Annotated in this window: 27 protein-coding genes and 4 tRNA genes; 28 read left to right on the top strand and 3 right to left on the bottom strand. The window is 67.5% G+C overall.

Going from position 1 to position 26,011, the window contains the following annotated elements:
- Positions 1 to 37: 37 nt before the first annotated feature.
- Positions 38 to 898: a zinc metalloprotease HtpX gene (htpX, locus tag QM728_RS12290; RefSeq protein WP_415032289.1), complete on the top strand. Its 861-nt coding sequence runs from the start codon at positions 38 to 40 to the stop codon at positions 896 to 898.
- Between the two features lie 60 nt (positions 899 to 958).
- Here the strand turns inward: htpX and QM728_RS12285 are convergent, their stop codons facing one another.
- On the bottom strand, positions 959 to 1,450 hold the full coding sequence (locus tag QM728_RS12285) for a YajQ family cyclic di-GMP-binding protein (protein WP_415032288.1): 492 nt from the start codon (positions 1,448 to 1,450) through the stop codon (positions 959 to 961).
- Positions 1,451 to 1,572: 122 nt separating this feature from the next.
- Between QM728_RS12285 and QM728_RS12280 the strand changes: the two genes are divergently transcribed.
- From QM728_RS12280 to QM728_RS12165, 24 genes are all read left to right on the top strand, one after another.
- Positions 1,573 to 1,653, top strand: a tRNA-Tyr gene (locus QM728_RS12280).
- A gap of 118 nt (positions 1,654 to 1,771) precedes the next feature.
- Positions 1,772 to 1,844: transfer RNA gene (locus QM728_RS12275), tRNA-Thr, on the top strand.
- 30 nt (positions 1,845 to 1,874) lie between these two features.
- Positions 1,875 to 1,948, top strand: a tRNA-Met gene (locus tag QM728_RS12270).
- A 97-nt stretch (positions 1,949 to 2,045) separates the two neighbouring features.
- Positions 2,046 to 2,213 (top strand): 50S ribosomal protein L33, encoded by a 168-nt coding sequence (gene rpmG, locus QM728_RS12265; protein WP_415032287.1) that lies wholly within the window; start codon positions 2,046 to 2,048, stop codon positions 2,211 to 2,213.
- Positions 2,214 to 2,316: 103 nt separating this feature from the next.
- Positions 2,317 to 3,390 (top strand): fused (3R)-hydroxyacyl-ACP dehydratase subunits HadA/HadB, encoded by a 1,074-nt coding sequence (locus tag QM728_RS12260; RefSeq protein ID WP_415032286.1) that lies wholly within the window; start codon positions 2,317 to 2,319, stop codon positions 3,388 to 3,390.
- A gap of 153 nt (positions 3,391 to 3,543) precedes the next feature.
- Positions 3,544 to 3,616: transfer RNA gene (locus QM728_RS12255), tRNA-Trp, on the top strand.
- A gap of 39 nt (positions 3,617 to 3,655) precedes the next feature.
- Complete coding sequence (secE, locus tag QM728_RS12250; RefSeq protein WP_415032285.1) at positions 3,656 to 4,048, top strand: preprotein translocase subunit SecE; 393 nt, start codon at positions 3,656 to 3,658, stop codon at positions 4,046 to 4,048.
- A gap of 52 nt (positions 4,049 to 4,100) precedes the next feature.
- Entirely contained in the window at positions 4,101 to 4,958 is an 858-nt protein-coding gene (nusG, locus tag QM728_RS12245; RefSeq protein ID WP_415032284.1) for a transcription termination/antitermination protein NusG, read from the top strand.
- 90 nt (positions 4,959 to 5,048) lie between these two features.
- Positions 5,049 to 5,483 (top strand): 50S ribosomal protein L11, encoded by a 435-nt coding sequence (gene rplK / locus QM728_RS12240; RefSeq protein WP_415032283.1) that lies wholly within the window; start codon positions 5,049 to 5,051, stop codon positions 5,481 to 5,483.
- Positions 5,484 to 5,559: 76 nt separating this feature from the next.
- Positions 5,560 to 6,276, top strand: a complete 717-nt coding sequence (rplA, locus tag QM728_RS12235; RefSeq protein WP_415032282.1) for a 50S ribosomal protein L1 — start codon at positions 5,560 to 5,562, stop codon at positions 6,274 to 6,276.
- A gap of 88 nt (positions 6,277 to 6,364) precedes the next feature.
- Complete coding sequence (locus QM728_RS12230) at positions 6,365 to 7,447, top strand: NAD(P)-dependent alcohol dehydrogenase (RefSeq protein ID WP_415032281.1); 1,083 nt, start codon at positions 6,365 to 6,367, stop codon at positions 7,445 to 7,447.
- Between the two features lie 4 nt (positions 7,448 to 7,451).
- On the top strand, positions 7,452 to 8,309 hold the full coding sequence (locus QM728_RS12225) for an SDR family oxidoreductase (protein ID WP_415032280.1): 858 nt from the start codon (positions 7,452 to 7,454) through the stop codon (positions 8,307 to 8,309).
- 10 nt (positions 8,310 to 8,319) lie between these two features.
- The gene (locus tag QM728_RS12220) at positions 8,320 to 9,141 is read left to right on the top strand and encodes a DUF2786 domain-containing protein (RefSeq protein ID WP_415032279.1); all 822 of its coding nucleotides are present in this window, start codon (positions 8,320 to 8,322) and stop codon (positions 9,139 to 9,141) included.
- Positions 9,138 to 9,644, top strand: coding sequence for a TIGR04338 family metallohydrolase (locus QM728_RS12215; RefSeq protein WP_415032278.1), 507 nt, complete (start codon positions 9,138 to 9,140; stop codon positions 9,642 to 9,644). The genes QM728_RS12220 and QM728_RS12215 overlap by 4 nt, the downstream gene beginning before the upstream one ends.
- Positions 9,645 to 9,776: 132 nt before the next feature.
- Entirely contained in the window at positions 9,777 to 10,634 is an 858-nt protein-coding gene (locus tag QM728_RS12210) for an ABC transporter permease (protein WP_415032277.1), read from the top strand.
- Positions 10,635 to 10,640: 6 nt separating this feature from the next.
- Positions 10,641 to 11,678, top strand: coding sequence for a hypothetical protein (locus tag QM728_RS12205; RefSeq protein ID WP_415032276.1), 1,038 nt, complete (start codon positions 10,641 to 10,643; stop codon positions 11,676 to 11,678).
- Entirely contained in the window at positions 11,675 to 12,700 is a 1,026-nt protein-coding gene (locus tag QM728_RS12200; protein ID WP_415032275.1) for an MlaD family protein, read from the top strand. The genes QM728_RS12205 and QM728_RS12200 overlap by 4 nt, the downstream gene beginning before the upstream one ends.
- Positions 12,701 to 12,759: 59 nt before the next feature.
- On the top strand, positions 12,760 to 13,740 hold the full coding sequence (locus tag QM728_RS12195; RefSeq protein ID WP_415032274.1) for an MlaD family protein: 981 nt from the start codon (positions 12,760 to 12,762) through the stop codon (positions 13,738 to 13,740).
- Complete coding sequence (locus tag QM728_RS12190; RefSeq protein ID WP_415032273.1) at positions 13,740 to 14,861, top strand: MlaD family protein; 1,122 nt, start codon at positions 13,740 to 13,742, stop codon at positions 14,859 to 14,861. The genes QM728_RS12195 and QM728_RS12190 overlap by 1 nt, the downstream gene beginning before the upstream one ends.
- Complete coding sequence (locus tag QM728_RS12185) at positions 14,858 to 15,895, top strand: MlaD family protein (protein WP_415032272.1); 1,038 nt, start codon at positions 14,858 to 14,860, stop codon at positions 15,893 to 15,895. The genes QM728_RS12190 and QM728_RS12185 overlap by 4 nt, the downstream gene beginning before the upstream one ends.
- Positions 15,892 to 16,854 carry an MlaD family protein gene (locus QM728_RS12180; protein ID WP_415032271.1) on the top strand — a complete coding sequence of 321 codons (963 nt, stop codon included), beginning with the start codon at positions 15,892 to 15,894 and terminating at the stop codon, positions 16,852 to 16,854. Before QM728_RS12185 ends, QM728_RS12180 begins: the two co-directional genes overlap by 4 nt.
- 36 nt (positions 16,855 to 16,890) lie before the next feature.
- Entirely contained in the window at positions 16,891 to 17,766 is an 876-nt protein-coding gene (locus tag QM728_RS12175; RefSeq protein WP_415032270.1) for a hypothetical protein, read from the top strand.
- A 4-nt stretch (positions 17,767 to 17,770) separates the two neighbouring features.
- On the top strand, positions 17,771 to 18,595 hold the full coding sequence (locus QM728_RS12170; RefSeq protein WP_415032269.1) for an MlaE family ABC transporter permease: 825 nt from the start codon (positions 17,771 to 17,773) through the stop codon (positions 18,593 to 18,595).
- A gap of 201 nt (positions 18,596 to 18,796) precedes the next feature.
- The gene (locus tag QM728_RS12165; RefSeq protein WP_415032268.1) at positions 18,797 to 19,669 is read left to right on the top strand and encodes an endonuclease domain-containing protein; all 873 of its coding nucleotides are present in this window, start codon (positions 18,797 to 18,799) and stop codon (positions 19,667 to 19,669) included.
- A gap of 125 nt (positions 19,670 to 19,794) precedes the next feature.
- On the opposite strand, the gene QM728_RS12160 is transcribed toward QM728_RS12165, so the two are convergent.
- A complete protein-coding gene (locus QM728_RS12160) occupies positions 19,795 to 21,822 on the bottom strand; it encodes a CocE/NonD family hydrolase (RefSeq protein WP_415032267.1) in 2,028 nt (675 codons plus the stop codon).
- Between the two features lie 220 nt (positions 21,823 to 22,042).
- Entirely contained in the window at positions 22,043 to 23,257 is a 1,215-nt protein-coding gene (locus tag QM728_RS12155) for a glycoside hydrolase family 76 protein (RefSeq protein ID WP_415032266.1), read from the bottom strand.
- Positions 23,258 to 23,515: 258 nt separating this feature from the next.
- On the opposite strand from QM728_RS12155, the gene rplJ reads away from it, so the two are divergent.
- The 3 genes from rplJ to QM728_RS12140 all read left to right on the top strand — a co-directional run bounded on the left by rplJ (position 23,516) and on the right by QM728_RS12140 (position 25,997).
- On the top strand, positions 23,516 to 24,043 hold the full coding sequence (gene rplJ / locus QM728_RS12150; protein ID WP_415032265.1) for a 50S ribosomal protein L10: 528 nt from the start codon (positions 23,516 to 23,518) through the stop codon (positions 24,041 to 24,043).
- A 90-nt stretch (positions 24,044 to 24,133) separates the two neighbouring features.
- Positions 24,134 to 24,529, top strand: a complete 396-nt coding sequence (gene rplL / locus QM728_RS12145; protein ID WP_415032264.1) for a 50S ribosomal protein L7/L12 — start codon at positions 24,134 to 24,136, stop codon at positions 24,527 to 24,529.
- Between the two features lie 301 nt (positions 24,530 to 24,830).
- A complete protein-coding gene (locus QM728_RS12140; RefSeq protein WP_415032263.1) occupies positions 24,831 to 25,997 on the top strand; it encodes an ABC transporter ATP-binding protein in 1,167 nt (388 codons plus the stop codon).
- Positions 25,998 to 26,011 lie beyond the last annotated feature (14 nt).

Genomic DNA, 26,011 nt, shown 5'->3' with positions numbered 1-26,011 from the left:
GTGGCCGCGCACGGCGGCCCACCAGAAGAGGTAAGACATGCATTTCTTCAACGGTGTGAAGACCGCGGTACTGCTCGGTCTGATGTCGGCGATCATCGTCGGCATCGGCGCCATGTTCAAGAGCCCGGCCATCCTGCTCGGCTCGGTCGTGCTGGCCATCGCCACCAACGCCTACGTGTACTTCAACTCGGCCAAGATGTCGCTGCGGGCGATGCACGCCCAGCCGGTGACCGAGGTCGAGTTCCCCGCGCTCTACAAGATCGTCCGTGAGCTGGCGACGGACGCCAAGCAGCCGATGCCGGCGCTCTACATCAGCCCGACGGACTCACCAAACGCGTTCGCCACCGGCCGCAACCCCAAGAACGCGGCGGTCTGCTGCACGCAGGGCATCCTGCCGCTGCTGTCCGAGCGCGAGCTGCGCGCCGTCCTCGGCCACGAGCTGTCGCACGTCTACAACCGCGACATCCTGATCTCGTCGGTGGCCGGCGCGCTCGCCGCGATCATCACCGGCCTGGCGCACTTGGCCATGATGTTCAGCGGCGGCAACCGCGACGGCAACGGCCCCGGCATCCTCGCCAGCCTGCTGCTGATGGTCCTGGGCCCGCTGGCGGCCGGCGTCATCAAGATGGCCGTGTCCCGCTCGCGCGAGTACCAGGCCGACGAGTCCGGTGCCGAGCTGACCAAGGATCCGCTGGCGCTCGCGTCGGCGCTGGAGAAGATCTCCACCGGCATCAGCTCCGAGCCGCTGCCCAAGGATCCGTCGATCGAGTCGCAGGCTCACATGATGATCGAGAGCCCGTTCGGCGGCATGCAGAAGCTGATGTCGACGCACCCGCCGACCGAGGACCGGATCGCGCGCCTGCACGAGATGGCTCGCAAGATGGGCGAGACCGGCTAGTCCGACTGCCCCGATGCGAAAGCGGCCCCCGACACTCGTCGGGGGCCGCTTTCCGTTCGGCTAGCGGTAGTTGACGAACTGCAGCGCGACATCGAGGTCGGCGCCCTTGAGCAGCGCGATGACGGCCTGCAGGTCGTCGCGCTTCTTGCTCGAGACGCGGACCTCCTCACCCTGGATCTGCGCCTTGACGCCCTTGGGCCCCTCGTCGCGGATGATCTTGGTGATCTTCTTGGCGTGCTCGGAGTCGATGCCCTGCTTGAGGGTGCCGGTGATCTTGAAGGTCTTGCCCGAGGCGACCGGGTCGCCGGCCTCGAAGGCCTTCAGCGAGATGTCCCGTCGGATGAGCTTCTCCTGGAACACCCCGAGCGCGGCCTGCGCGCGCTCCTCGGCATCCGAGGTGATGACGATCGCCTCGTCGCCGGACCACTCGATGCCGGTGTTGGTGCCGCGGAAGTCGTACCGCTGCGCGAGTTCCTTGGCGGCCTGGTTGAGGGCGTTGTCGACCTCTTGCCGATCGATCTTGCTGACCACGTCGAACGATGAATCTGCCATGGCCACAGCGTAGCGGGCCGCGGTGCGGCGGTCCGTGAACAGCCGGTTTGCGCGGGTACCGGGGCGGCGTTGTATTCTTTGCGGCGTTGCCCTTCGTCGCCGACGGCGGTGAGGAGCGCACCGGCAGGTTGCCCGAGCGGCCAAAGGGAGCGGATTGTAAATCCGTCGCGCAAGCTACATAGGTTCGAATCCTATACCTGCCACGACGTGCGGTTTCCCGCCGAGAACGAGCCCCGGACGGATTTGTCCGAGCCCGTTTCCGGTGTGTAATCTCGTCATGTTGTCTACCGCCGCGGGCTGGCCCGGGGCACGGATGACGACGCCCCCTTAGCTCAGTCGGTAGAGCGTTTCCATGGTAAGGAAAAGGTCGACGGTTCGATTCCGTCAGGGGGCTCGCTGGAACCGGTCGGCGATCGGTCCGCGCGGCGGTGTAGCTCAGCTGGTTAGAGCGCACGACTCATAATCGTGAGGTCGGGGGATCGAGTCCCCCCACCGCTACACATCGGAATCGGCGGCCGCCGATCCGAAGAACACGGCCCAGGGCCGGCCGAGAGGTCGACCCGGGGCCCGAGTACCACCGAAAGAAGGCAGCGACGTGGCCTCCTCGACTGACGTTCGCCCCAAGATCACCTTGGCGTGCGAGGTGTGCAAGCACCGCAACTACATCACCAAGAAGAACCGTCGGAACGACCCCGACCGCTTGGAGATCAAGAAGTTCTGCCCCAACTGCGGAACGCACCAGGCGCACAAAGAAGCGCGCTGACGACGAGGGGCACCGCCGGGCGGTGTCCCTTTTCCGTTTCCGCGACCTCCGGCCTTCGGTGCCGCCGGCCGCACAGCCCATTCGTCCCTAGGCAGGTGTGAACGTGTTTTCCGGATCCGACCCCGATGCAGCACCGGTGGAGAAGCTGAGCCCCGACGAGCTCGCCGAGCGCACGCACAACCTCGTCGGCTACCACTACACGGTCGACGACTATTACGAGGTCGGCCGCGAAGAGGTCCGCAAGCACGCGATGTCGGTGCAGGACGCGCACCCGACGCACTGGAGCGAGGCCGCCGCCGCCGAGTACGGCTACGACAGCCTCGTCGCGGCGCCGACCTTCGTCTCCGCCTTCGGCATCACCGCCCAGCGCTACCTGTTCGAGCACGTCGTCAAGGGCTACGACCTCTGGCAGATCATGCAGACCGACCAGCGGCTCATCTTCCACCAGCCGATGAAGGTCGGCGACCAACTCATCTGCGACGTCTCCCTGGACTCGCACCGGCACATGAGCAAGCCGGAGAGCCTGGACATGCTGGTGAGCAAGAACGTCATCTGGAACCAGCACGACGAGCCGGTCATGACCACCTACACGTCGCTGGTCGCGCGCACCGGCGTCGAGGTCGACCCCGAGCTGGTTGACCAGCTCGACCACGTGATGGCCAAGTGCGACAAGTTCGGCGACCCCGGCAAGACCGTCAACCGCCCGCCGGCGCAGCCCGGTCAGCCGGACCCGACGCAGTCGCCCGGCCCCGGTAAGGCGATCGACTTCGACACCCTGACCGTCGGCCAGGAGTTCGCGCCGAAGTCGTTCCTGCTGACGCGCGGCAACCTGGTGAACTACGCCGGCGTCGTCGGCGACCCCAACCCGATCCACTTCTCTGACCACGTGGTCCAGGCCGCCAAGCTCGACGGCGTTGTCGCGCACGGCATGCAGACGATGGGCCTGGGCGCGACCTACGTGTCGGAGTTCATCGGCGACCCCGGCGCCTTCTGCGAGTACAACGTGCGGTTCACCAGCCCGGTGTACGTGCCCGCCGACGACTACACGTCCGTCGACTTCAGCGCGAAGGTCAAGTCGCTCGATCCGGAGACCCGCAAGGGCACGATCGCGCTGACCGCCAAGCAGGGTGAGCGCAAGATCTTCGGTCGCGCGACCGTCGTCGTCCAGTTCAACTGAGCACCCGGTCGCCGGGGAGGCGAACTGATTGGTGTCGGGCGGCACCGGTGCTCTACACTGAAGTGTCAGATTGACTCTTGACTTGCGCGCCGCCCATAGGGTGGCGCGTTGGTGTTGTCAGGGGTTAATCCGGCGTGACCAGCCTGGTCACAAAGGGGCGTAGCTCAACTGGCAGAGCAGCGGTCTCCAAAACCGCAGGTTGCAGGTTCAAGTCCTGTCGCCCCTGCCGTGGACTGCCACGGTCACCGGACACGAGAGGACTCGAATGAGCAAGCGCGATCGAGCTAAGGGCAAGGCCAAGGCCGACGTCGACGACGTGGCGGACGCCGCTGTCGACACGCTCGACGACGACGCCGAGCTGCGGCCGAGCGGCAAGCGCGCCGGTTCGTCGCGTCGCGGCGCGCGCACCGAGAAGTCCACCGAGTCGGAGACCGCCGGCAGGCGCAACCCGTTCACCGTGATCTGGACGTACCTGCAGCAGGTCGTCGCGGAAATGAAGAAGGTCATCTGGCCGACCCGGCGCGAGACGATCATGTACACGCTCATCGTGCTGATCTTCATCGTCCTGTTCACGCTGCTGATCCTCGGCCTCGATCAGGGCTTCGCCTGGATCGTGCTGAAGGCGTTCGGCGGCGGCAAGAACGCCGGCGACTCGTAACCGACCACCGCTGCCACGCACCACCACGCTTGACCGATAGAAGGAGCATCGGGTGACGAACCCCGAGAACGAGATCGACACGACCGAGGACACCACCTCGGCGGCCCCGGCTGCCGTGGAGGCCGTCGACACCGTCGAAGAGACGAGCGTCGACGTCGTGGCGACCGACGAGGCTCCGGCCGAGGCCGACGCGCCGGCTTCCGAAGCCGCGGCCGACGATGCTCCGGCTGCTGCCGATGACGCCGCTGCCGACGCCGCTTCGGCGGACGCGGGCGAGGAGGCCGAGGAGGAGGATCCGGCCGAGGCGATGCGCCGTCAGCTGCGATTCGCGCCGGGCGACTGGTACGTCATCCACTCCTACGCCGGCTACGAGAACAAGGTGAAGGCCAACCTCGAGACCCGCGTGCAGAACCTCGACCTCGAGGACTACATCTTCCAGGTCGAGGTGCCGACCGAAGAGGTCACCGAGATCAAGAACGGCCAGCCGAAGAAGGTCAACCGCAAGGTGCTGCCCGGCTACATCCTGGTGCGCATGGACCTCAACGACGAGTCGTGGGGCGCCGTGCGCAACACCCCCGGCGTCACCGGCTTCGTCGGCCTGACGTCGCGGCCGTCGCCGCTGACCCTCGACGAGGTGCTCAAGTTCCTGGTGCCGCGCACCGAGCCGAAGAAGGCCGCCTCGACCGCCAAGGGCGCCGACGTGGCCGCCGCTGCTGCCGCGGCGACCGCGCCGATCGAGGTCGACTTCGAGGTCGGCGAGTCGGTCACCGTCATGGACGGCCCGTTCGCGACGCTGCCCGCCTCCATCAGCGAGGTCAACGCCGAGCAGCGCAAGGTCAAGGTGCTCGTGTCGATCTTCGGCCGCGAAACGCCGGTCGAGCTCGGCTTCAACCAGGTCGAGAAGATTTAGCCCCCATAGGTTTCGACGACCCGGTCGTCGCACAGAGAGACTTCCGCGTATCCAGCGTGCGCGGATGAGGAAAGAAAAAGGACAAAGAGGATGCCTCCCAAGAAGAAGAAGGTCGTCGGGCTGATCAAGCTCCAGATCCAGGCGGGCCAGGCCAACCCGGCGCCGCCCGTGGGTCCGGCGCTCGGCCAGCACAGCGTCAACATCATGGAGTTCTGCAAGGCCTACAACGCGGCGACTGAGAACCAGCGCGGCAATGTGGTCCCCGTCGAGATCTTCGTGTACGAAGACCGTTCGTTCGACTTCAAGCTCAAGACCCCGCCGGCGGCCAAGCTGCTGCTGAAGGCCGCAGGCCTGCAGAAGGGCTCGGGCGAGCCGCACGTGAACAAGGTCGGCAAGGTCACCATGGACCAGGTCCGTGAGATCGCCAAGACCAAGGCCGAGGATCTCAACGCCAACGACATCGATCAGGCCGCGAAGATCATCGCCGGTACCGCCCGTTCCATGGGCATCACCGTCGAAGGCTGAGAAGAAAACACCCCGTGGGAGGGCCGGCTCGGCCCACTAACCACTAACCCGAAGCACTCGGAGAAGGAACAGAGCAATGGCACAACGAAGCAAGGTCTACCGCGCCGCAGCGGAGAAGATCGACAAGGACAACCTGTACAGCCCGCTGGAGGCCGTGCAGCTTGCCAAGGACACCGGCTCGAAGAACACCGACTCGACCGTCGAGGTCGCGGTACGTCTGGGCGTCGACCCCCGCAAGGCCGACCAGCTGGTGCGCGGCACCGTCAACCTGCCGCACGGCACCGGTAAGACCGCCCGCGTCATCGTGATCGCCGCCGGTGAGAAGGCCGACGAGGCCAAGGCCGCCGGTGCCGACGAGGTCGGCGCCGAGGAGCTGATCGAGAAGATCAGCGGCGGCTGGCTCGAGTTCGACGCCGCGATCGCCACCCCGGACCAGATGGCCAAGGTCGGCCGCATCGCCCGCGTCCTGGGCCCCCGCGGTCTCATGCCGAACCCGAAGACGGGCACCGTGACCACCGACGTCACCAAGGCCGTCAACGACATCAAGGGCGGCAAGATCAACTTCCGCGTCGACAAGGCCGCCAACCTGCACTTCGTGATCGGCAAGGCGTCCTTCAGCGCCGAGCAGCTCGCGGAGAACTACGGCGCCGCGTACGACGAGATCATGCGCGCGAAGCCGTCGGCCGCCAAGGGCCGCTACGTCAAGAAGGTCACCGTGTCCACCACGACGGGCCCGGGCATCCCGGTCGACCCGGCCGTGACCCGCAACTTCGCCGAGGCCGCCGAGGCCTGACGGGCGGTATCTCTGCCGAGTGGGGCATCGCCGGAAGGCGGTGCCCCACTTGTCATTGTTTCGAGCCCGCGAGCAGTAGGCTCACCGCATGCGTGCAGTAGTAGCGGCGAAGGCGGGCGGCATTCCCGCCCTGCGCGAGGTGGCGACGACAGCCCTGCGGCCGGGTGAGGTGTTGGTCGAGATCGCCGGCGTCGGGATCTGCCACACGGATCTGACGGCACTGGCCGGGTACCTACCGGTGCCGACACCGGCGGTGTTGGGACACGAGGGGGCCGGGCGGGTGGTCGCAATCGGCGACGAGGTCGACGGGTTGGCGCCCGGCGATGCCGTGGTGCTCTCATTCTCCTCATGCGGCGCCTGTCCAGCCTGCGGGAAGGGCAGACCGGCCTACTGTCGGGCATTTGCGCTCCTCAACTACTCGGGCCACCGGGCCGACGGCAGTACGACGCTGCGCGACAACGACGGCGACGTGCACGGCAGTTGGTTCGGCCAGTCGTCCTGGGCCACCCACGCGATCGCCGACGTCCGGAACGCGGTCAAGGTTGACGACGATCTGCCGCTGCACCGGTTCGGTCCGCTGGGCTGCGGGCTGTTGACCGGCGCCGGCACGGTGTTGAACGTGCTGCGCCCCGAACCGGGCCAGCGGCTCGGCTTCTGGGGGATGGGCACGGTCGGACTGGCCGGGGTGATGGCGGCCCGGGCGGCGGGTGTCGAGGAGATCGTGGCGGTCGATTTCCATCGGGACCGACTCGAGCTGGCCCGGGAACTCGGCGCCACCCACGTGTTCGAGCCGTCCGACGATCTGGTCGGAAAGATCCGCAAGCAGGTGGGTGGCCTGGACGCCACCATGGAGGCGGTTGGATCGGGTGCGGTAATCGCGCAGGCGCTCGGCGCGCTCCGCTCACCCGGGATCTGCGCAACCGTCGGATTGCAGGGGCCCGGGAACGAGATCACCGTCGACCAGGGGCACCTGCTGATGGGACGCACGCTGAGCGGGGTGATCGAGGGTGACGCGGATCCGCACACCTTCATCCCGCGGCTGGTTCAGATGTGGCGCGACGGAGACTTCCCGTTCGAGAAGCTTGTCGCCGAGTACCGACTGGACGACATCGCCACCGCCCTCGACGACTTCCGCGCCGGCCGGGTCGTCAAACCGATCCTGGTCCCCTGACAACATGACGATCGACGGCGCGACGGCGGTGGTGACGGGCGGAGCGAGCGGCATCGGCGCCGCGCTGGCCGTCGGGCTCATCGCACGCGGAGCCCGCGTGGTGGTTGCGGACCTCGATCCAGTGGCCACCGGCGAGGCCGTCGCAGCGTTGCCGCCGGGAACTGCGATCGCCGTGGCCGGGGACACCGCCGATCCTGCCGTCGTCGACGCGCAGATCGCCGCGGCCGAGCAGCATTTCGGCCCGGTCGACTACTACTTCGCCAACGCCGGGATCGCCGGCGCCGCCGGGTTGGCGGCCACCGACGAGGAGTGGGCCGCAGCACTCGGGGTGAACCTCTTGGCGCACGTGCGGGCCGCGCGCGCACTGGTGTCGGGCTGGGTGGCGCGGGGGAGCGGGCACTTCGTCGTGACGGCGTCGGCCGCCGGGCTGCTCTCGCAGGTCGGTTCGGCCACGTATTCGACGACCAAGCACGCGGCCGTCGGCTTCGCCGAGTGGCTCGCCCTCACGTACGGCGACGATGGCGTGCGGGTCAGTTGTGTCTGCCCGATGGGCGTCGACACGCCGCTGCTGCGCCCCGAGCGCGACGTCGACGATGACGAGGCGCTGATGTTGCACACCGTCGAGTCCGCCGGTGCCGTCCTGTCGCCGGCCGAGGTTGCCGCCGTCGTGCTCGATGCGGTCGAGGAAGGGACGTTCCTGATCCTGCCGCATCCGGAGGTCCTGGACATGTACCGCGGCAAGGGTGCCGACTACGAGCGGTGGCTCGGCGGGATGCGCAAATTGCAGCGCGGCATGCGCCGATCGCTGCGGCCGAACACGCCGTCGCCGACACCCGAGGGAACCGTTTCGGGCCGCGAATAGTCTAAGAAGTATGCGCGACGACAAGACGCTCGCCCGGATCGCGGCCCTGCTGCGCCAGGCCGAGGGCACCGACAACGAGCACGAGGCCGAGACGTTCATGTCGGCGGCCCAGCGGCTCGCTACCGCTGCGGCCATCGACCTCGCGATGGCGCGGGCCCACGATCCGGCGGCGCGGGAGAAGTCGGTGCCGGTGGCACGGCAGATCACCATCGGGGAGGCCGGCAAGCGGGGCCTGCGCACCTACGTCCAACTGTTCGTCGCCATCGCCCGCGCCAACGAGGTGACCGTCGACGTCGCGCACAACTCGACGTTCGTGCTCGCCTACGGCTTCGACACCGACATCGACAACGTCGAGGCGCTCTACACGTCGCTGCTCATCCAGATGGTCGCCGCGAGCGACGCCTATCTGAAGTCGGGTGCGTACAAGGGGGAGACCGCCAAGCGCGTCGTCGTGCGGAACAACGGGTGGATCCGTCGGCGGGTCGTCGAGAAGACGCAGCTGTCGCCGATCACCGCGCGGTTGAACTTCCAGTCGGCCTTTGCCGAGCGCGTCGGCAGTCGGCTCGGGCAGGCGCGGGACGAGGCGCGCAAGGACGCCGAGCGGGCCGAGCGGCCCGGCGGGCGGTCGACGGCGCTGGCGTTGCGGAACAAGGAGCTGGAGGTCGCCGACTTCTACTCGTCGAAGTCGACCGCGCGTGGCAGTTGGCGCCCGGCGCGGGCCGAGGCCGGATACTCCGAGGCCGCTCGTCGGGCCGGTGACAAGGCGGGTCGTCGTGCCCGGTTGGGGGAGCAGTCGCGGTTCGGTGCGCCGCGCGGGGCGATCGAGCGGTGACGGCCCGCCCGGTCGATTCGCAGCGCGGCGCGGTCTACGCCGCCGAGCAGATGGTGTTCGGACTCTTCGACAACGTCGGATCCACGCGGTCGGTGCGCCTCGGGGGCACCGAGCTGACCCTGCCGCACGAGGCCAGGTTCGCGTCGCTGGATTCGATCGCCGACTACGTGGCCAAGGTCATGGCCCTGCCCGCCGTCGTCGCGCGGTTTCCCCGCGCCCGACGGCCCGTGCGCGTGCGCGCCCGGCGCGGGGCCGCCGCCGCGACGTATGAGCGGGAGAACGCGGTGATCGCGATTCCGGCCAACCACGCGAGCGGGGGCTGGGCCCTGCGCGAGTTGGTGGTGCTGCACGAGGTGGCCCATCATCTCGACGATTCCGTCGGACCCGTCCACGGCCCCGATTTCCGTGCGACGCTCACCGATCTGGTCGGCCTGGTCCTCGGCCCGGAGGCCGCGTTCTGCTACCGGGTGATCTTCGGGGAAAGCGGTCTTCCGGTCAACTGACCCCACATCACGTTTCTGACAACGTGCGTGAGCGCTTGGCCGAGAAGTGTGAGCGGCAACACAGTCGAGTGGTACGCTGACGCGGGTTTGGGGGCCACGGCAGTTACCGATCGAAGGGGGTGATGTTCCGGCATGGGTGTGCCCGCAGCGTATCGGCCGACTGGATTCGGCTGGGCATACAAGCTCTACGAACGGCTGGTCACCGCCCTCGGCAACGTCGGTCACTTCCTCTCCTTCGCGTACTACGCGGTGCGCTACGCCCCACAGGCGATGTGGCGATTCCGCGGCCAGACCATCCGGACCGTCACCGACCTCGCCTGGGGACGCGGCGCGATCATCGTCGGCGGCGGTACCGCGCTGGTGATGGCCGTCCTCGGACTGGCCGCCGGTGCGACCGTCGCGATCGTCGCCCACGGCACGTTGAGCATGCTCGACCTGGGACCGGTGGCCGGCGGTGTCTCGTCTTACGCCATCACCCGCGAGTTCGCACCATTGCTCGCCGCGCTGGGTTTCGCGGTGCAGGCCGGGTGCCGCATGACGGCGGAGATCGGGTCGATGCGCATCAGCGAAGAGATCGACGCCCTCGAGGTCGTCGGCGTCCACTCGATCGCCTTCGTGGTGTCCACCCGCGTGATCGCCGGCATCATCACGATCCTGCCCACCTTCCTCATCGCGATGCTCGCCGCGTATCTGTCCAGCGCGGTCGTGGTCAACGCGCGCGGCGAATCCGCGGGCGCCTACGCCCACTACTTCAACCAGTTCATCAACTTTCCCGACCTGGTCTACTCGACGGCCAAGGTTGCCGTCTTCATCGTCGTGATCATCGTCATCCACTGCTACAAGGGGTATTTCGCCGCCGGCGGACCCGAGGGCGTCGGGGTGGCCTCGGGCCGGGCGATTCGGGCCAGCCTGGTTGCCATCGTGATGCTCGACCTCCTGCTCACCCTTGCCTTCTGGGGCTTCAACTCGCCGTTCGTGTTCCGGGGGTGATGGACGATGCCTGACTACCGCGCACCCGGCATGGCCGCCGACAAGCAGACCTATGTCCGTCGTGCCGTCATCGCGATCATTGCGGCGGCGGTACTCGCCGGCGCCGCGATCGTGGTGGCCAAGTCGATGCCCGACGACGCCTACCGGCTCACCATGCGCACCGACACGCTGGCCGGCGGAATCGAGAAGGGTACCGGGGTCGTCGTGAACGGCTCGGAGATCGGCACCGTGGAATCGGTGGCCGCCGACAAGCAGGGCGAGTTCGTCCTCGGTCTGGCCCTCGACAAGAAGCGCCTGTCGAACCCGCAGGTGATCACCTCGACGACCCGGCTCACCTACGCGCCCAAGAACCTGTTCGGCATCGCCGCCGTGGTTCTCGACAGCCAGCCCGGCGGCGACCCGGTCCGCAGCGGTGGCACCTTCTCCCCGGACACCCCGGCCGATGCGACTCTCACCACGATGCTGCGCCAGCTCAGCGACCTGCAGGGCGACGCCTTCGATCCGTATGTCGGCGATCTGCTCGCCCAGGCCGACAAGGTGTCGATGGCGATGCTGCCGGTACTCGACATCGCGGGTCGCATGACCGACCTGATCCTGGAGACCGAGTCCATTCCGGCAGAGAAGTCGTTGCCACAGCTCGCCGGGATCATCAACGCACTCCCGCCCGGCCTCGACAACATCCTCGGTTCGGTGGACCGCCTCGTGCAGTGGCCGGGCATGCGTCAGGGCGGCGCCGACTTCCTGCAGCGCGAACGGGCGGGCATCAACATGGCCACAACCGAGTCGCTGCCGGCCGCGGCGCGACTGCTGGGCCCAGAGGGGCTCGGTCAGTTGATGCCGTTGATGCCGCAGGTCCAGCCGCTGCTCGACCGCATCTTGGAGAGCTCGCCGAACGCCCGGAAGAACGGATTGCAGATCCGCCAGCTGATCTACAACCTGAACAAGGCGCTGCCCACGATCGATGGCCGGCCGGTCTTGAAGGTCGACGTGGTCTTGCGCGGCATGCCCGGCCCGACGGCTGCGCTGACGGGGGGTGTGCGGTGACCTCCGCCAAGCGCGCGCTCATCTATCTCGTCGTCTTCGCCGTCGTCGCGATCGGCGGCGGAATCTTCGTGACCAACGGCATCCTGCGGCCGGTGGCCGGGGCGAAGGCCGAGTACACCGCCGACTTCGAGAACGTCTCCGGGTTGCGCGTCGGCAACGATGTGCGCCGACTGGGCACCCGGATCGGGAAGGTCACCGCCGTCGACCTGCACCGCGACGACAAGGCGCAGACCAGCGTCGGCCGGGTGAAGTTCACCCTCACCGACGGCGAGAACGTCTATCCCGATTCGACCCTCGCGATCCGCTACCTGAACCTCACCGGCATCAGGTACCTGGATCTGCAGCAGAAGTCGCGGTCGGGGGCGCCGTTGAAGGCGGGCGCGTTGATCGGGATGGACGCCACCACTCCGTCCTTCGACATCACCCAGGTGTTCCACGGCCTCGCCCCCGTGTTCCAGGTGATGAAACCCGAGGACATCAACCAGCTCGCCGAGGGCATGGTTGCCCTGGTCGAGGGCGACGGGTCCGGGTTCGCCAAGACCGTCGACTCCCTCACCCACCTGCTGGGCGTCGTGGACCAGCAGAACGAGGTCATCGACACGCTCGTCGACAACATGAAGGTGCTGTCGACGACGATCAAGGGCAACTCGAACTACATCGGCCCGTTGATCGAATACGTCCAGCGGTTCGGCAATGTCCTGATCGCCAAGAACGCGGATCTGCGCACCTATGCCGATTCCACCGGAAAGGTCATCGCCCAACTCGACGACATGGTTGCCGCGATCGGCTTCGACAAGAACGATTCGCCCGGCTTCAACGACCTGGTGCGCCAGGTCCTGCCGATCGGCCAGTTCGCCGTCGCCATCCTCGCGCTGACCCCGGGCATCCTGGCGGCCTTCAACTCCATCCTGCCGCCGGCCGGCACGCCGGCGGCGATGAAGTGCAGCAAGGGTGAGGCGCCGATCCCGGCCAACCTCCAGGTCTTCCTCCGCGGAACGCAGGTGAAACTGTGTCAACGGTGAACACGTCGTCGCGCTGGTCCCCGCGCGATTTGTTGCGGCGCCTTTCGGACAAGCCGGCCATGAGCACCGCCCAGCGCGAGCGCGGCGAGTTGCGGTGGGGGATCGGGGCGGCGGCGATTCTGGTGGTGCTCGGCCTGGCCGCGGCCGGCATCTACGTCTTCACCCCGGGGCAATCGCGGGTGTCGGCCCAGTTCGACGAGGCCGGACAGATCAAGGCGGGTGACAGCGTGCGGGTGGCCGGTGTGCCGGTGGGCACGGTCAAGAAGGTCACGCTCGCCGGCAACCACGTCGACGTCGTGATGTCGGTCCGGCGCGGCGTGTTCATCGGCGACGAGTCCCGCGCCGACGCCAAAATGTTGACCGCGGTCGGCGGCAACTTCATCGATATCACGTCCACGGGTGACCGCCCGATCGGCGACAAGCCGATGACGGTGGACAACACATCGGTGCCGTATTCGTTGACGCAGACCTTCTCGCTGGTGACGCCGAAACTGGAGAAGGTCGACGTCAAGCCGCTGAGCACCCTTCTCGCCCAGGTGCACGACGGGTTCGAGGACAATCCGGGGGCGCTCAAGAAGAACCTGGCGATCATGGAGTCGATGCTGATCAACCTGAACAAGCGCCAAGACGAGTTCGGGACGATGCTGTCGCTGGCCGCCGAGTACACCGAGCGGGTCGACGTCGACGGCAACACCATCACCACGCTCGGTCGTCAACTGGCCACTTTCATGACCGAGTTCGAGACCTACGGCTCCCGGTTCAGCTACTACCTGGGTCGACTCGCCGACCTGCTCGAGCGGGTCAAGGGCATCATGCTCGAATACGACACGACCATCGATCCACTGGTGCGTGAGGTCGACGCCATCGGCCGGAAGTTCGGGCCGCTGTTGCAGCGCTACGAGCCGCTGATCAAGTCGGGCCGCGACTTCATCAAGCGCCTGGAGGGCATGGTCGCGCCGGACGGCTCGATCCGCTTCGACCACTCGCCGTTGGTCCTGTCGACGGACTACTGCTTCCCGATGCCGGGGGTGGGCTGCTGATGTTGAAGAAGTTGCTCGGCTCCAAGTGGCTGGTGTCCGGCCTCGCCATCGGCATGGCAGTCGTCCTCGGGCTCGCCTACCTGGGCTACCAACGGCTCAGCGAGCGCACCGTCACGCACTGCGCCGAACTGGCCGACGGGATCGGCCTGTTTCCGGGCAATGCGGTGATGCGCCGCGGGGTGCGGATCGGCACCGTCGAGAAGATCGAGCCGGGCGGCGGCTTCGCGAAGGTCACCTTCAAGGTCGATCAGAAGTTCCCGCTGCCGGCCGACGCGGAAGCGACGAGCGTGTCGCCGTCGATCATCGCCGTGCGGCAGCTGGCCATCCTCGGCGACCCGGCGCCGGGTGGTTCGAGGTTGGGCTCGAATGCCTGCATCCCGCTGTCGCGGACGGCCACGCCGGCATCGATCAGCCAGGCGTTGCAGAGTGTGAACCGGATCGCCGACGAACTCACCAACGGCAGCTCCCCGGAGCAGTCGGCCAAGGTGATGTCGAGTCTCGCGTCGATCGCCAAGGAGCTCGACGGCGTCGGCCCGGTGCTCAACGGTCTGATCAAACAACTGGCGGTTCCCGCGCGCACGCCGATGACGGGGGCGCTCGCCGACATGGCGACCTCGCTGGACCACACCAGTGCCCTGGCCGGCGGCCTGGCCGACAACTGGGGCGTGCTCAAGCAGGTGGTCGAGGCGGTCAACCAGGTCACCGACCCGCTGGCCGTGCCCATCCTCAAGACGATGGCCCGGATCGCCTACGCGCTGCCGGAGATTCTCACCACCGCCACCCCGCTCGTTGCGAAGTACCAGCACTTCGCGTGGCCGGCGCTCGACGTGATCCTGCCGATCACGCGGATGATCGGGGCCGGCTTCCGCAATTGGGGCGATCTGCTGGGCATCCTGCCCGTGCTGATCCGCGCCTTTCACGTCGCCTTCGACCAGAAGACCTTCGGGCTGCGCATCAGCTACAAGCCGCCGCGCACCCAGATCCCCGCCAAGAATCCACGGTTGACGTGTGCCAACGTCAACCGCTTCCTCCCCAACCAGTGCAAGGTGATCGGACCGGACAAGATGGAACTCGACGCACTGCGGGCGGTCATGCTCTTCACGGGAGCGGGGCGGCCATGACGACTCGGCGATGGACCCGGCTCGCCCGTGCAGTCGGTGTACTCCTGACGGCCGCCGCGGTATCGACCGGCTGTGCGTCGTTCACGGTCGAGCGCCTGCCCGCACCCGGCGGCGGCCGGGACAGCTGGCCGCTGCACGTGCAGTTCGACACGGTGATGAACCTGCCCACCCAGGCCAAGGTGACCGTCAACGGACTCGACTCCGGCATCGTTTCCCGCATTGCCCCGGCGCCCGACTACGCGAAGGTGACGCTGCGCCTGGAGCCGTCGACAGTGGTGGGCACCGGCGCCACCGTCGAGCTGCGGCAGGACACGCTGCTGGGCGATACGTACGTCGCGATCACCAATCCGTCCGACGCGTATTCCTCGCCGCTGCCGCACGGGTCGACCCTGGGCAAGGACCGGGTGAAGGCGCCGGTGCAGGTGGAGGGGTTGCTGAACAGCCTCGCCAACTTCGTCGGCAGCGGCAGCCTTCCGCAACTGGGCAACACGTTCGACCGCGTCGTGAAGCAGTTCCCCAGCGATCCGGGCAAGACCAGGCAGTCGACGGCGGCACTGACGGGCACGTTGAACGCGCTCGCCGGGCAGAGCGACCGGTTGCGGTCGATGCTGTTGTCGAGCAACGCCATGGTCGGCCAGCTCGCGTCGATGGAAGCGCAGTTGCGGTTCGCCCTCAGCCCGGAGGGACTGCAGTTCATCGATGCGGCCACCGTGCCCGCGCAGATCGTCGACCTGATGGGTCGGCTCGGGGTCGCGCTGGCACCGGTGCTGCCGCTGGTGCCGGTCGCCAAGGCGCTGACGCAGATCATCGAGCGGGTGGTCAAGCCACTGCTGATTCCCGGCTGGCCCGACTACTTCGGCCAGGCGTCGAACCCGCAGGCGCTGCTGAACGTCTTCACCGACCGCCTCGTCCCGTTTCTCAAGGAGGGCCCGGCGGTGAACGTCAACCGGATCGCCATCGAGAACGACGTCTCGAACCGACAGCTCGCCGATGTGATGCTGCGGCAGATGCGGATGATGGGGTTGGTGCGATGAGCAAGGTCACCCGGGAGTTGATCTTCAACGTCGTCGTCTTCACGACGGTCGTCGCGCTGTGCGGGGCCTACCTGGCGATCTCCGTGTATCGATGGCATCCGTTCGAGAAGACCTCGACGGTGACGATGAAGGTGAAGGACACCAACCTCATCCTCGACAAGACCGGCGTCTTCGTCAGCGGCGTCCGCGTCGGCGAGGTGTCGAAGGTGGACCTCACCCCCGACGGCGCGTCGGTGCGGCTGAGGTATCCGACGAGCACGAAGATCCCGTCGACCGCGCCGCTGACCATCGGGATGCAGTCGGCGCTGGGTGAGCCGTACATCAACTTCGAACCCGCCTCGTCGACCGGGCCGTTCCTCAAGGACGGCGACACGGTTGCGGCGGAGAACCTCGTCGAGCCGGAGTCGATCCCCGGCATGTTCGACCACTTCCAGGAGATGATGGCGGTCGTCGCCGTCGACCCGCTGAGCACCCTGCTGCGCGAGGCGTGGGAGGCGCTCGAGGACACCGATGAGGCGACCGGTCGCCTGAGCGATGGATCGCGGCTGATTGCCGGGGTGCTGGCGGCGCGGACGCCGCAGATCCGATCCATGTTCCAGGCCACGCAGCGCTACAACCAGAACCTGACCTGGGCCATGGGGGCGGTGCCGGAGTTCCTCGACTCGTGGTCCAAGATTCTGTTCAACTACTCCGACGTGCTCGACGGCGTCACGGCGCTGACCAACAAGGGTCGGCTGTATGAGAACTTGCAGGTGTTGCAACCGTTCCTGGTCAAGGTCACCGACTACCTGGTGAAGATCCTGCCCCCGACGATGGACTCGCTCGGCCCCATCATGCCGATCGTGACCGCACTCAACCAGACCATCCCGCAGATCAACCTGTCCGAATTCCTCTCCGACGCGCTGCAACTCTTCGGTGCCGGCAACGGCATGCGGGTGGTTGTGACGCCGGTGAATTAGGCTTCAACCTTCTATTAGCGACCCGAAGGGGATTCAGTGCCGACTAGTAACGACGACGACTCGACCTCCGACGAGAAGGGGGTGGTCGAGGTCAAGAAGCGCACCTCGACCGCTTCGAAGTCCTCGGCGAAATCGTCGAAAGCCGGGCCGAAGAAGGCGGCGGCCAAGAAAGCCGGGCCGAAGCCGTCGGCAACGAAGAAGCCGGCGCAGCAGCAGGCCGAGCCGGCGTCGTCGACCGACGCTGGTCCGCGTCAGATCACGCTATCGGTCCGGACGCTGGTCTTCGGTGTCCTGGGCACGCTGGCGGTGATCGGCCTGCTGTTCGGGGTGGTGGACAACCTGCGCGTGCGCAGTCAGCTGCACAAGGTCGAGAGCCAACGGGACAACAGCGCCAAGGCCGAGCAGGTGTCCGGCGACTACGCGGTGCGGGCGGCGACCCTGAACTACAAGGACCTCACGCCGTGGGCGGCGAATCTGAAGAAGGGGGTGTCGCCGGAGCTGGCGAAGCAGTTCGACGTCGCAGTCCCCGCGATGCAGCAGGTCCTGACGCCGGTGCGCATGACCGCGACCGCGAAGCTGGTGTCGGCCAAGACCACCGACATCGCCGGCGACATCTACAAGGTCACCGCAGTCGTCGAAGTCGACTCGACCAGCTTGCAGGCGCCCAACGGCGCGACGTCGCTCGCCGCTTACGTGCTGACGCTGAACAAGGCGCAGAACTGGATGATCACTGCCGTCGGCGACCAGGCCGCGCCGGGATCGCCCAAGCTTCCGGGCCTGCCCGGCGCGCAGTCGGGCCGCACGACGTCGCCGCGATCGACTGCGCCATCGTCGAGTACCGCGCCGGGCGCGACCACGACCACGCCGACCGGGACGACGCCGTCGAGCGTCGCACCGAATTCGGGAGGATGACGTCGTGACCGCCTCGACCGCGGGCAGCGTTCTGACCGGGAACCTGCGCGACAACGCCATCGGACCGGTGCGCACCCTCGGGCGCACCTTCCAGCTGGCGGTGCAGGGTGTCGCGCAGATGCTGCTGGACATCGGTCGAGGTCAGTTGAAGGTCAAAGAGACCCTGATCCAGGCGTGGTACCTGGTCAGCGTCACCGCGCTGCCTGCCTTCTTGATGGCGATCCCGTTCGGCGTGATCGTCACGATTCAGATCGGCAACGTCATCAACCAGCTCGGCGCCCAGTCCCTGCTGGGCGCCGGAAGCGGCTTCGCCGTGATCCAGCAGGCCGCACCGTTGGCGTCGGGCATGTTGCTCGGCGGGGCAGGGGCGTCGGCGATTGCGGCCGACCTCGGTGCCCGCAATGTCCGCGAAGAGATCGATGCGATGCGCACGATGGGCGTCGACCCGATCCAGCGCCTGGTCGTGCCGCGCATCATCGCTTCCGTCCTGGTTGCACCGCTGCTCGCGCTGTTCATCATCCTGGTGGGTGTGGTGGCGGCGTATTACGTTGCGGTGCTCGGCCAAGATGTTGGTGCGGGGAGCTACTGGCAGTCGTTCGGCGCGTTCGCATCGGTGCGCGACGTGGTGCTCGCGATGGTCAAAGCCGTCGTCTTCGGCTTCCTGATCGCAGTCATCGGATGTCAGCGCGGGCTCGAGGCCAAGGGGGGCCCGAAGGGCGTCGCCGACGGAGTCAACGCGACGGTCGTCGTCTCCACCGTCGCGATCATCATCGTCAACATGCTCATCACCCTGGTCTACACGGTCTTCTTCCCGATGCAGCTCGGCTGACCGCTCCTCCAACCCCGCCGAGTGGGCGGTCGATCTCGTCGAGTGGGCGGTCCAATCTCGTCGAGTGGGCGGTCCAATCTCGTCGAGTGGGCGGTCCAATCTCGTCGAGTGGGCGGTCCAATCTCGTCGAGTGGGCGGTATCGCCGCCGTTGCGCCTACTGCTGAAGGATCCGTTTGTGCTTCCACTGCGTCTAAGAATGCATGAGGAACTATGACGTAGGAGCACGAGCCGCGCACTTCCAGGAGGTGGCTCGCATACGCGTTGGAGACCTTCGGTCCGGGAAACGGTATATCGACGGCACGACGGCGGTGGGCCGGGCGGAACTTCTGTCGGCCCGCGAGCGCATCCTGGCAACTGCTCAGAACGCGCACGGTCGGCCCGTCGTCACCGGTATCTCTGCGTCTATCCTCCACGGCACCAAGTGGTTCGATCCGCATTTCGATGTCGAGCTGCTACATGACCTGGCGGGATCGACCTGGAAAGGAGCGGGCCGCACGGTTCGCCGCTACCAGCTCGCGCCGTCCGATGTCACTGACATCGACGGTGTGCTGGTGACGTCGCGAGTGCGTACCGCCTTCGACGTCGGTCGGATTCCGCCCGCCTGGCGGGGGTTGGGGAATCTCGATGCCCTGCACCGCGCCGCACCGTTCTCCTTCCTTGCCCTGATTAAGTACATCGACGAACACCGAGGGTGGCGGTACATCAGGCAGTTGAGGGCGATTGCCCCGCTCGTCGACGGCGCAGCCGAGTCGCCGCCCGAAAGTTGGTTGCGACTCCTACTCATCCAGAGCGGCCTACCGCTGCCGGAACTGCAGATCGTGGTCGTCGATGAGACAGGGTATGGATTCGCTCGCGTCGACATGGGCTATCGCGGGCCGAAGATCGCGATTGAGTACGACGGGGAGGAGTTCCACTCGTCGGAGGAGCAGCAAGATTGCGACGCTCGACGAGACGCGAAGTTGGCGGCGCTCGGTTGGGCGACAGTGCACGTCGATGCGGAACGCCTCTTTGATAGACCGTGGACAATCCTGACGGAGGTTGAACAGTTGCTGCACGAACGTGGCGCGTACTGACCGCCCACTCGGGGGTATTGGACCGCCCACTCGGCGGGGTTGGACCGCCCACTCGGGGGTATTGGACCGCCCACTCGGGGGTATTGGACCGCCCACTCGGGGGTATTGGACCGCCCACTCGGCGGTTAGGCGGTTGGGAAGGAACCGATCGCCTGGAAGGTGAGGTGGCTGGGGTGCTCGGGGTCGAGGACCAGACGCTGTTTGCGGGTGCGGGCCTTGACGAGGTCGGGCACCAGCGTGAGGAAGCGCGGGAAGCTGGCTGCGTAGACGTCGACGCGCAGTCGGTGGCCGGCCTCGATGATCGCGTCGGTCGGCACCAGGTCGACGTCGATCGCCACCGGGACGTCGACCGGGACCGGCAGCTTGCGGACCCGGGTCAGGTAGTGGTGCGCGCGCAGCAGGTTGCCGTCGGCGTCGTATTCCGACTGCTGCTGGTCCAGCGCGCGATTCGAGACGGTCAGCCCGCCGTTGGTCAGAACCGTCGACGTCCCGTCGGGCGCGACGTCGTTGACCGTTACCGCCCAGGTGCCCTCCTGGCCCGTGCTGGCGACGTACAACCGCAGGTTCGCCGCGCCGCTGATCTGCACCGGCTCGGTAGCCGCGGGCGTCGTGAAGGTCAGGCCGCCGCGCTCCTGGAATTCGGCGTCGGTGCTGAACTTCGACCCCAGCACGATCGACGCGCCGGCGGTCACCTGCGACATGTCGCGCGACGCTAGCCCGCGCAGGTCGGGGCGCAGCGACAGCGAGACGGTGGCACCGGTCGGCGCGACGCGGCCGAGGCTGCCGTCGTGCCGGGCGTGGCCCGCGCTGCCGGAGGCCGACTCGGACAGGTACAGCCGCTGCGTGCTGACGCCCGGCCGCGGGAACTGCGCCCCCGACGTCCAGCCGCCGCCCTGCTGCTGCATGACGACCGGTCCGTACTTCTCGACCCCGTTCTCGATGTCCTTGAGCCAGTGGTCGAACCACGCGCGCTCGAGCACGTCGAGCCGCGGCGGCGCGAACCGTCCGCCCTGGCCGGTGCCGACGTCGACGTGGTAGCCGTCGGCGACGAGCATCTGCTTCTCGCCGGGCTTGAGGTTGAGGCGGTCGTACACCTGCGTGCTGCTCGGCCCGAACAGGTCGTGCCACGCGCCGACGGTGAACGTCGGACAGGTGATGTTGCCGATCTTCGGGTCGCGCTCGTCGAAGTACGGGTCGTCGAAGATGCGCTCGTCGCGGGTGGTGAGGAAGCCCCACAGCAGCGACGGCAGTTCGGTGGCCGGCGACTTCACGCGGTCGCGCAGCCAGCGCGCGAACTCGCCGTGGCCGAGGTCGTACAGCGCGGTGCGCGGATTCGGCACCCACTTGAGGACGTTGACCAGGCTCAGCCAGATCGGGATGAACGCCGAGTGCATGCCGCCGGTGATGTAGATGTCGCGGACGATGTCCGAGGTGCCCTCGATCGCGAACACCGCCTGCAGCGCCTTGGGCCGCTTGTCGGCGGCCTGCAGCGAGTTGATCGCCGAGTACGACCAACCGGCCATGCCGACACGGCCGTTGCTCCACCGCTGCGTGGTCACCCAGTCGATCAGTTCGACGGAGTCCTTCTGCTCACGACCGCCCAGGATCTGCCACTTGCCCTGCGACGCGCCGGTTCCGCGGACGTCGACGAGCACCTGCACGTAGCCGCTGCGGACGAGGTTGCGGTTGACGCCGAAGATGTCCAGGGCGCCGCCGGCGACGACTCCGGTCAGGCGCGTCAGGCCTTCGAGCGGCGTGCCCGACGCGTCGACGGCCGCCGACGCAGACTTCATCGCCCGGCCCACCACGGGCATGTTGAGGCCCTCGTCGAGGGCGTCGAGGGTGGCGCGGTTGTACGGGTTGACCGACAGGATCGTCGGGTACGGGGTGTTGACCGGGGCGCCGAGGCGGTTGGCGGGCCGCACGACGGTGGCGCGCAGGCGCACGCCGTCGCTCATGGTGATGGTGACGGTGCGGTCGATGTGCACGCGCGGATAGCGCTGCTTGCCGTCGACGAGGGCCCGCCAGGCGCGGGCGTCGGCGCCGCCGGTGGGATCGCCGAGGGGCAGGGACGTCGGGTCCGGTCGCGACGGCAGGGCGGGCGCGACGGTGCGCGCACGCTTACGAGCAGCGGGATCCATCCGGTAAGCCATCGGTTCACCTGCCTGTCGGCGCAGCCGAGGGGCACGGTGCCCGGCGCTGGGTCGACCTGTCGTGGTTCTCGGTATCGAATCGTATGCACAAAATCGAATCCGGAACGGTGTTGCCGAATATATCGGACGACGGTCACGGTTCGTTAACCGGGGGACGGCGTTTTCGAATCCGAAAAACGACCCGCTACCTGGTCGGTTGTCCCACTGTGCGGCCGGCGGGTCAGTGCTCGGCGATGCCCCCGGCCACGCGCGCCGCGGCCTCCAGCGTCTTCCACGCCGACAGCTGCACCGACAAGTCGCGCTCGGGCGTCTCCGAGGACCGCACCGCGCCCTCGATGAACTGCGACTCCGCGCCGTCGGCGGTGGGGATCACCGCCGGCCGTCGCGGATCGGCGCTGAACACGGGCCGCTCGTCGACGACCGCCCGCGTCTCCCAGACGGCTTCGGCGGAGTCGAGGACGATTCGCGCCGCGCGCGCCCGCACGTCGGCGGCACCGGCGCCGTCGGGCAGGTCGGTGGCGACCAGGGCCAGGTACCGGGCCAGGATCCCGGCGAACAGCCCGCCGTCGCCGCCGCCCGCGCCGGGGATGATCCGCACGGCGCGCTCTTCGTCGTCGACGGTGACGGTCGCATCGACCAGCAGGTGCTTCTCGACGGCCGTCAGCAGCGCGCCGATCCGCTCGCGGTGCCGGTCGCCGCCGCCCGCGCGCAGCACCTCGAGCTCGGCGCCCAGCACGACGCCCTGGCAGTACGTGTAGATGTCGCGGACCAGCTGCCAGTCGCCCTTCGGATCGTCCAGCGGCGGCGGCTTGATCCCGTCGAGGATCAGTCCGTTGTCGCCGACGAGCGTCTTGTGGACCCAGTCGCACATGGCTGCGGCCCGCTCGGTCTCGCCGGTGCGCGCCATCAGGATCGCCCCGGGCCCGTTCGACGGCGCGTTGAAGAAGTAGTCCATCGTGCGCCACGGGATGCCGCCGCCCTTGGCCGGCGCCCACGACCCGTGGATGCGGCCGGCCAGCACGCGCAGCCCGCGGGCGCTGCCGACGCCGAGGTGGCGCCGGGCCCGCTCGATGGCGAGCCCCAGCCAGGCCATGTCGTCGTAGTAGTCGTTGGTCCACCGCGCCAGGTTGTGCAGGTGGATGCCGCGCAGCAGCTGCCCGACGCGCGCGGTCCCCACCGATCCCGGGCGGGCCACCTCGGCGTCGACGAGCAGGTCGACGAAGTGGGCCTGCCACCAGTAATGCCAGTGCGTCGTCGACGACGCCGGCCAGGCGACCGTCCCGATGAGGGTGCCGGGCAGGCCGGCGAACCGTCGCAGGTGGCGGTCGATGACGGCGTCGGCGGCGGCCGCCGCGCGCGCCGACGCATCGGTGGCGGCCGATTGCGACGCTGACCACTCGGGATGCGGGGAATCGGATTTGGATCGCTGCGCCATACCCGGTAGCCTATTCGCTTGTTGTGGGCATGTGCCCGCGACAGGTTCAGCCAGAGACCGTTGGTCGTGGGAAGTCCCCGGACATCCCATCGAAGGCCCGACGTCAACACGTCGGCGGCCCACGCAGGATGACCCGAGGAATACCGCGACGCATGCCGTCGTCCGTACGCCCCGTGTGCTTCCTGCGCGGGGCGTTTTTTGTTGACTCGGCCCCGGCCGTCAACGCCTCTGCGCACTACGAATGAGAGGAGGCGAAGTATGGCCAACCCCGACAAGGTCGCCGCAGTCGCGGAGATCACCGAGCGTTTCAAGGAGTCGACGGCAACGGTCGTCACGGAATACCGTGGCCTGTCCGTCCCGGAGATCTCCGAGCTGCGCCGGTCCCTCGGCGAGGGCACCACATACTCCGTCGCCAAGAACACCCTGACCAAGCTCGCCGCGAAAGAGGCGGGCGTGGAAGGGCTCGACGAGCTGTTCAACGGCCCGACGGCCATCGCCTTCATCGAGGGTGAGCCCGTCGTCGCGGCCAAGGCGATCAAGAAGTTCGCCAAGGACAACAAGGCTCTTGTCGTCAAGGGCGGCTACATGGACGGCCGCGTGCTGTCCGTCGCCGAGATCGAGAAGATCGCCGACCTGGAGACCCGTGAGGTCCTCCTGGCCAAGCTCGCCGGTGCCATGAAGGGCAACTTGGCTAAGGCCGCCGGGCTGTTCAACCAGCCCGCATCGCAGGTGGCGCGCCTCGCCGCGGCCCTGCAGCAGCAGAAGGAAGCTGCGGGCGAGGAGTAATCCCCGCCGCCACCTGAGACCACCCGGTCACAGCAAAACCCGGTCGGCGCTGCACCGCAGCCGTCGACCACCTAAAGGAAGGACGCCATCATGGCGAAGCTCAGCGCTGACGAGCTCATCGATCAGTTCAAGGAACTGACTCTGCTGGAGCTCAGCGATTTCGTGAAGAAGTTCGAAGAGGTCTTCGAGGTCACCGCGGCCGCCCCGGTCGCCGTGGCTGCTGCCGGCGGTGCCCCGGCTGCCGGCGGCGACGCCGGTGCCGCCGCCGACCAGGACGAGTTCGACGTCATCCTCGAGGGTGCCGGCGACAAGAAGATCCAGGTCATCAAGGTCGTCCGCGAGGTTGTCGCGGGTCTCGGCCTGAAGGAGGCCAAGGACCTCGTCGAGGGTGCGCCGAAGCCGCTCCTCGAGAAGGTTTCGAAGGAAGACGCCGAGGCCGCCAAGGCCAAGCTGGAAGAGGCCGGCGCCTCCGTCTCCCTCAAGTGACCCGTTGACCGGGCCCGCCGCCCGGTCGCGATTCACCGCCAAACACCCCGCGAGATCACGGTCTCGCGGGGTGTTTGCGCATCTGGGGGCGGGGTTGGAGACCGGTGTGGCATGGGTTACTCTTAGCCTTCGTTAAGGGTCCTACTCGCCGGTAGGGACAACTGTCCAAGTCGACGAGACCGGAGTTCCTTCCGGAACCGGGCCCGCGGTGCGTTAGAGTGACTGCGACCACATATGTCCATGGGGATTGCGGGAGTCACTCGGACTGCCGTCAGCGGGACGATCGATGGAGGGAACCGCAGTGGGTGTTGAAGTAAGCGTGGAGGGACTGACTAAGTCCTTCGGCTCGCAGAACATTTGGCGCGACGTCACCTTGACCTTGCCCGAGGGCGAGGTCAGTGCACTGCTCGGCCCGTCCGGTACCGGTAAGTCCGTCTTCCTGAAGACGCTGATCGGTCTGCTCCACCCGGAGCAGGGCTCGGTCATCATCGACGGCACCGACATCACCAAGTGCTCGGCGCGCGAGCTCTACGAGATCCGCAAGCTGTTCGGCGTCCTCTTCCAGGACGGCGCACTGTTCGGTTCGATGAGCCTCTTCGACAACATCGCCTTCCCGCTGCGCGAGCACACCAAGAAGAGCGAATCGGAGATCCGTCGCATCGTGATGGAGAAGATCGACCTCGTCGGTCTGGCCGGCGCCGAGGACAAGCTCCCCGGTGAGATCTCCGGTGGTATGCGCAAGCGCGCCGGTCTGGCCCGCGCCCTGGTGCTGGACCCGCAGATCATCCTCTGTGACGAGCCGGACTCGGGCCTGGACCCCGTCCGCACCGCGTACATCAGCCAGCTGCTGATCGACATCAACGCGCAGATCGACGCGACGATCCTGATCGTCACGCACAACATCAACATCGCCCGCACCATCCCGGACAACATCGGCATGCTCTTCCGCAAGGAACTCGTCATGTTCGGCCCGCGCGAGGTCCTGCTCACCAGCGAACAGCCGGTCGTCAAGCAGTTCCTCTCCGGTGACCGCTTCGGCCCGATCGGCATGTCCGAGGAGAAGGACGAGGCCGTCGCCGCGGCCGAGGCCGCGATGCAGGCCGCCGGCATCTCCGGTGGTGGCACCAAGGACGACTTCAGCGAGATCATCGCGCAGGTCCAGCCGAACCCGGGCATGCCCGAGCGCAAGGCCGCCGCGCGTCACCGCCAGAACGTCGAGGAGATCATCCACACCCTCCCGCCGAACGCCCAGGAGGCGATTCGCCGGAGCATGGAGGAAGAGGATAAGCTTCTCGCGGAAAACCGCGCTCAGGCCGCCACCCAGGCTGCTGCTGCCGAGTCCGCCGCCATGGCGACGGCCGCGGGCAGCGCCGCTGCCGGGGTGACTGCGAACGCGGCTCAGGCTGAGGCAGAGCCGATGGTGACGCCGAGCGTGAAGAAATCCGCCAAGAAGAAGACCAAGGACTAGCGGGAGCTAAACCA

Origin of the sequence: Gordonia sp. (in: high G+C Gram-positive bacteria) (assembly GCF_047602025.1) — a bacterium.
In the GTDB taxonomy this organism is placed as follows: Bacteria; Actinomycetota; Actinomycetes; order Mycobacteriales; family Mycobacteriaceae; genus Gordonia.
The sequence above is the reverse complement of the archived record's forward strand: the minus strand, read 5'-3'. Positions and strand labels throughout refer to the sequence as shown.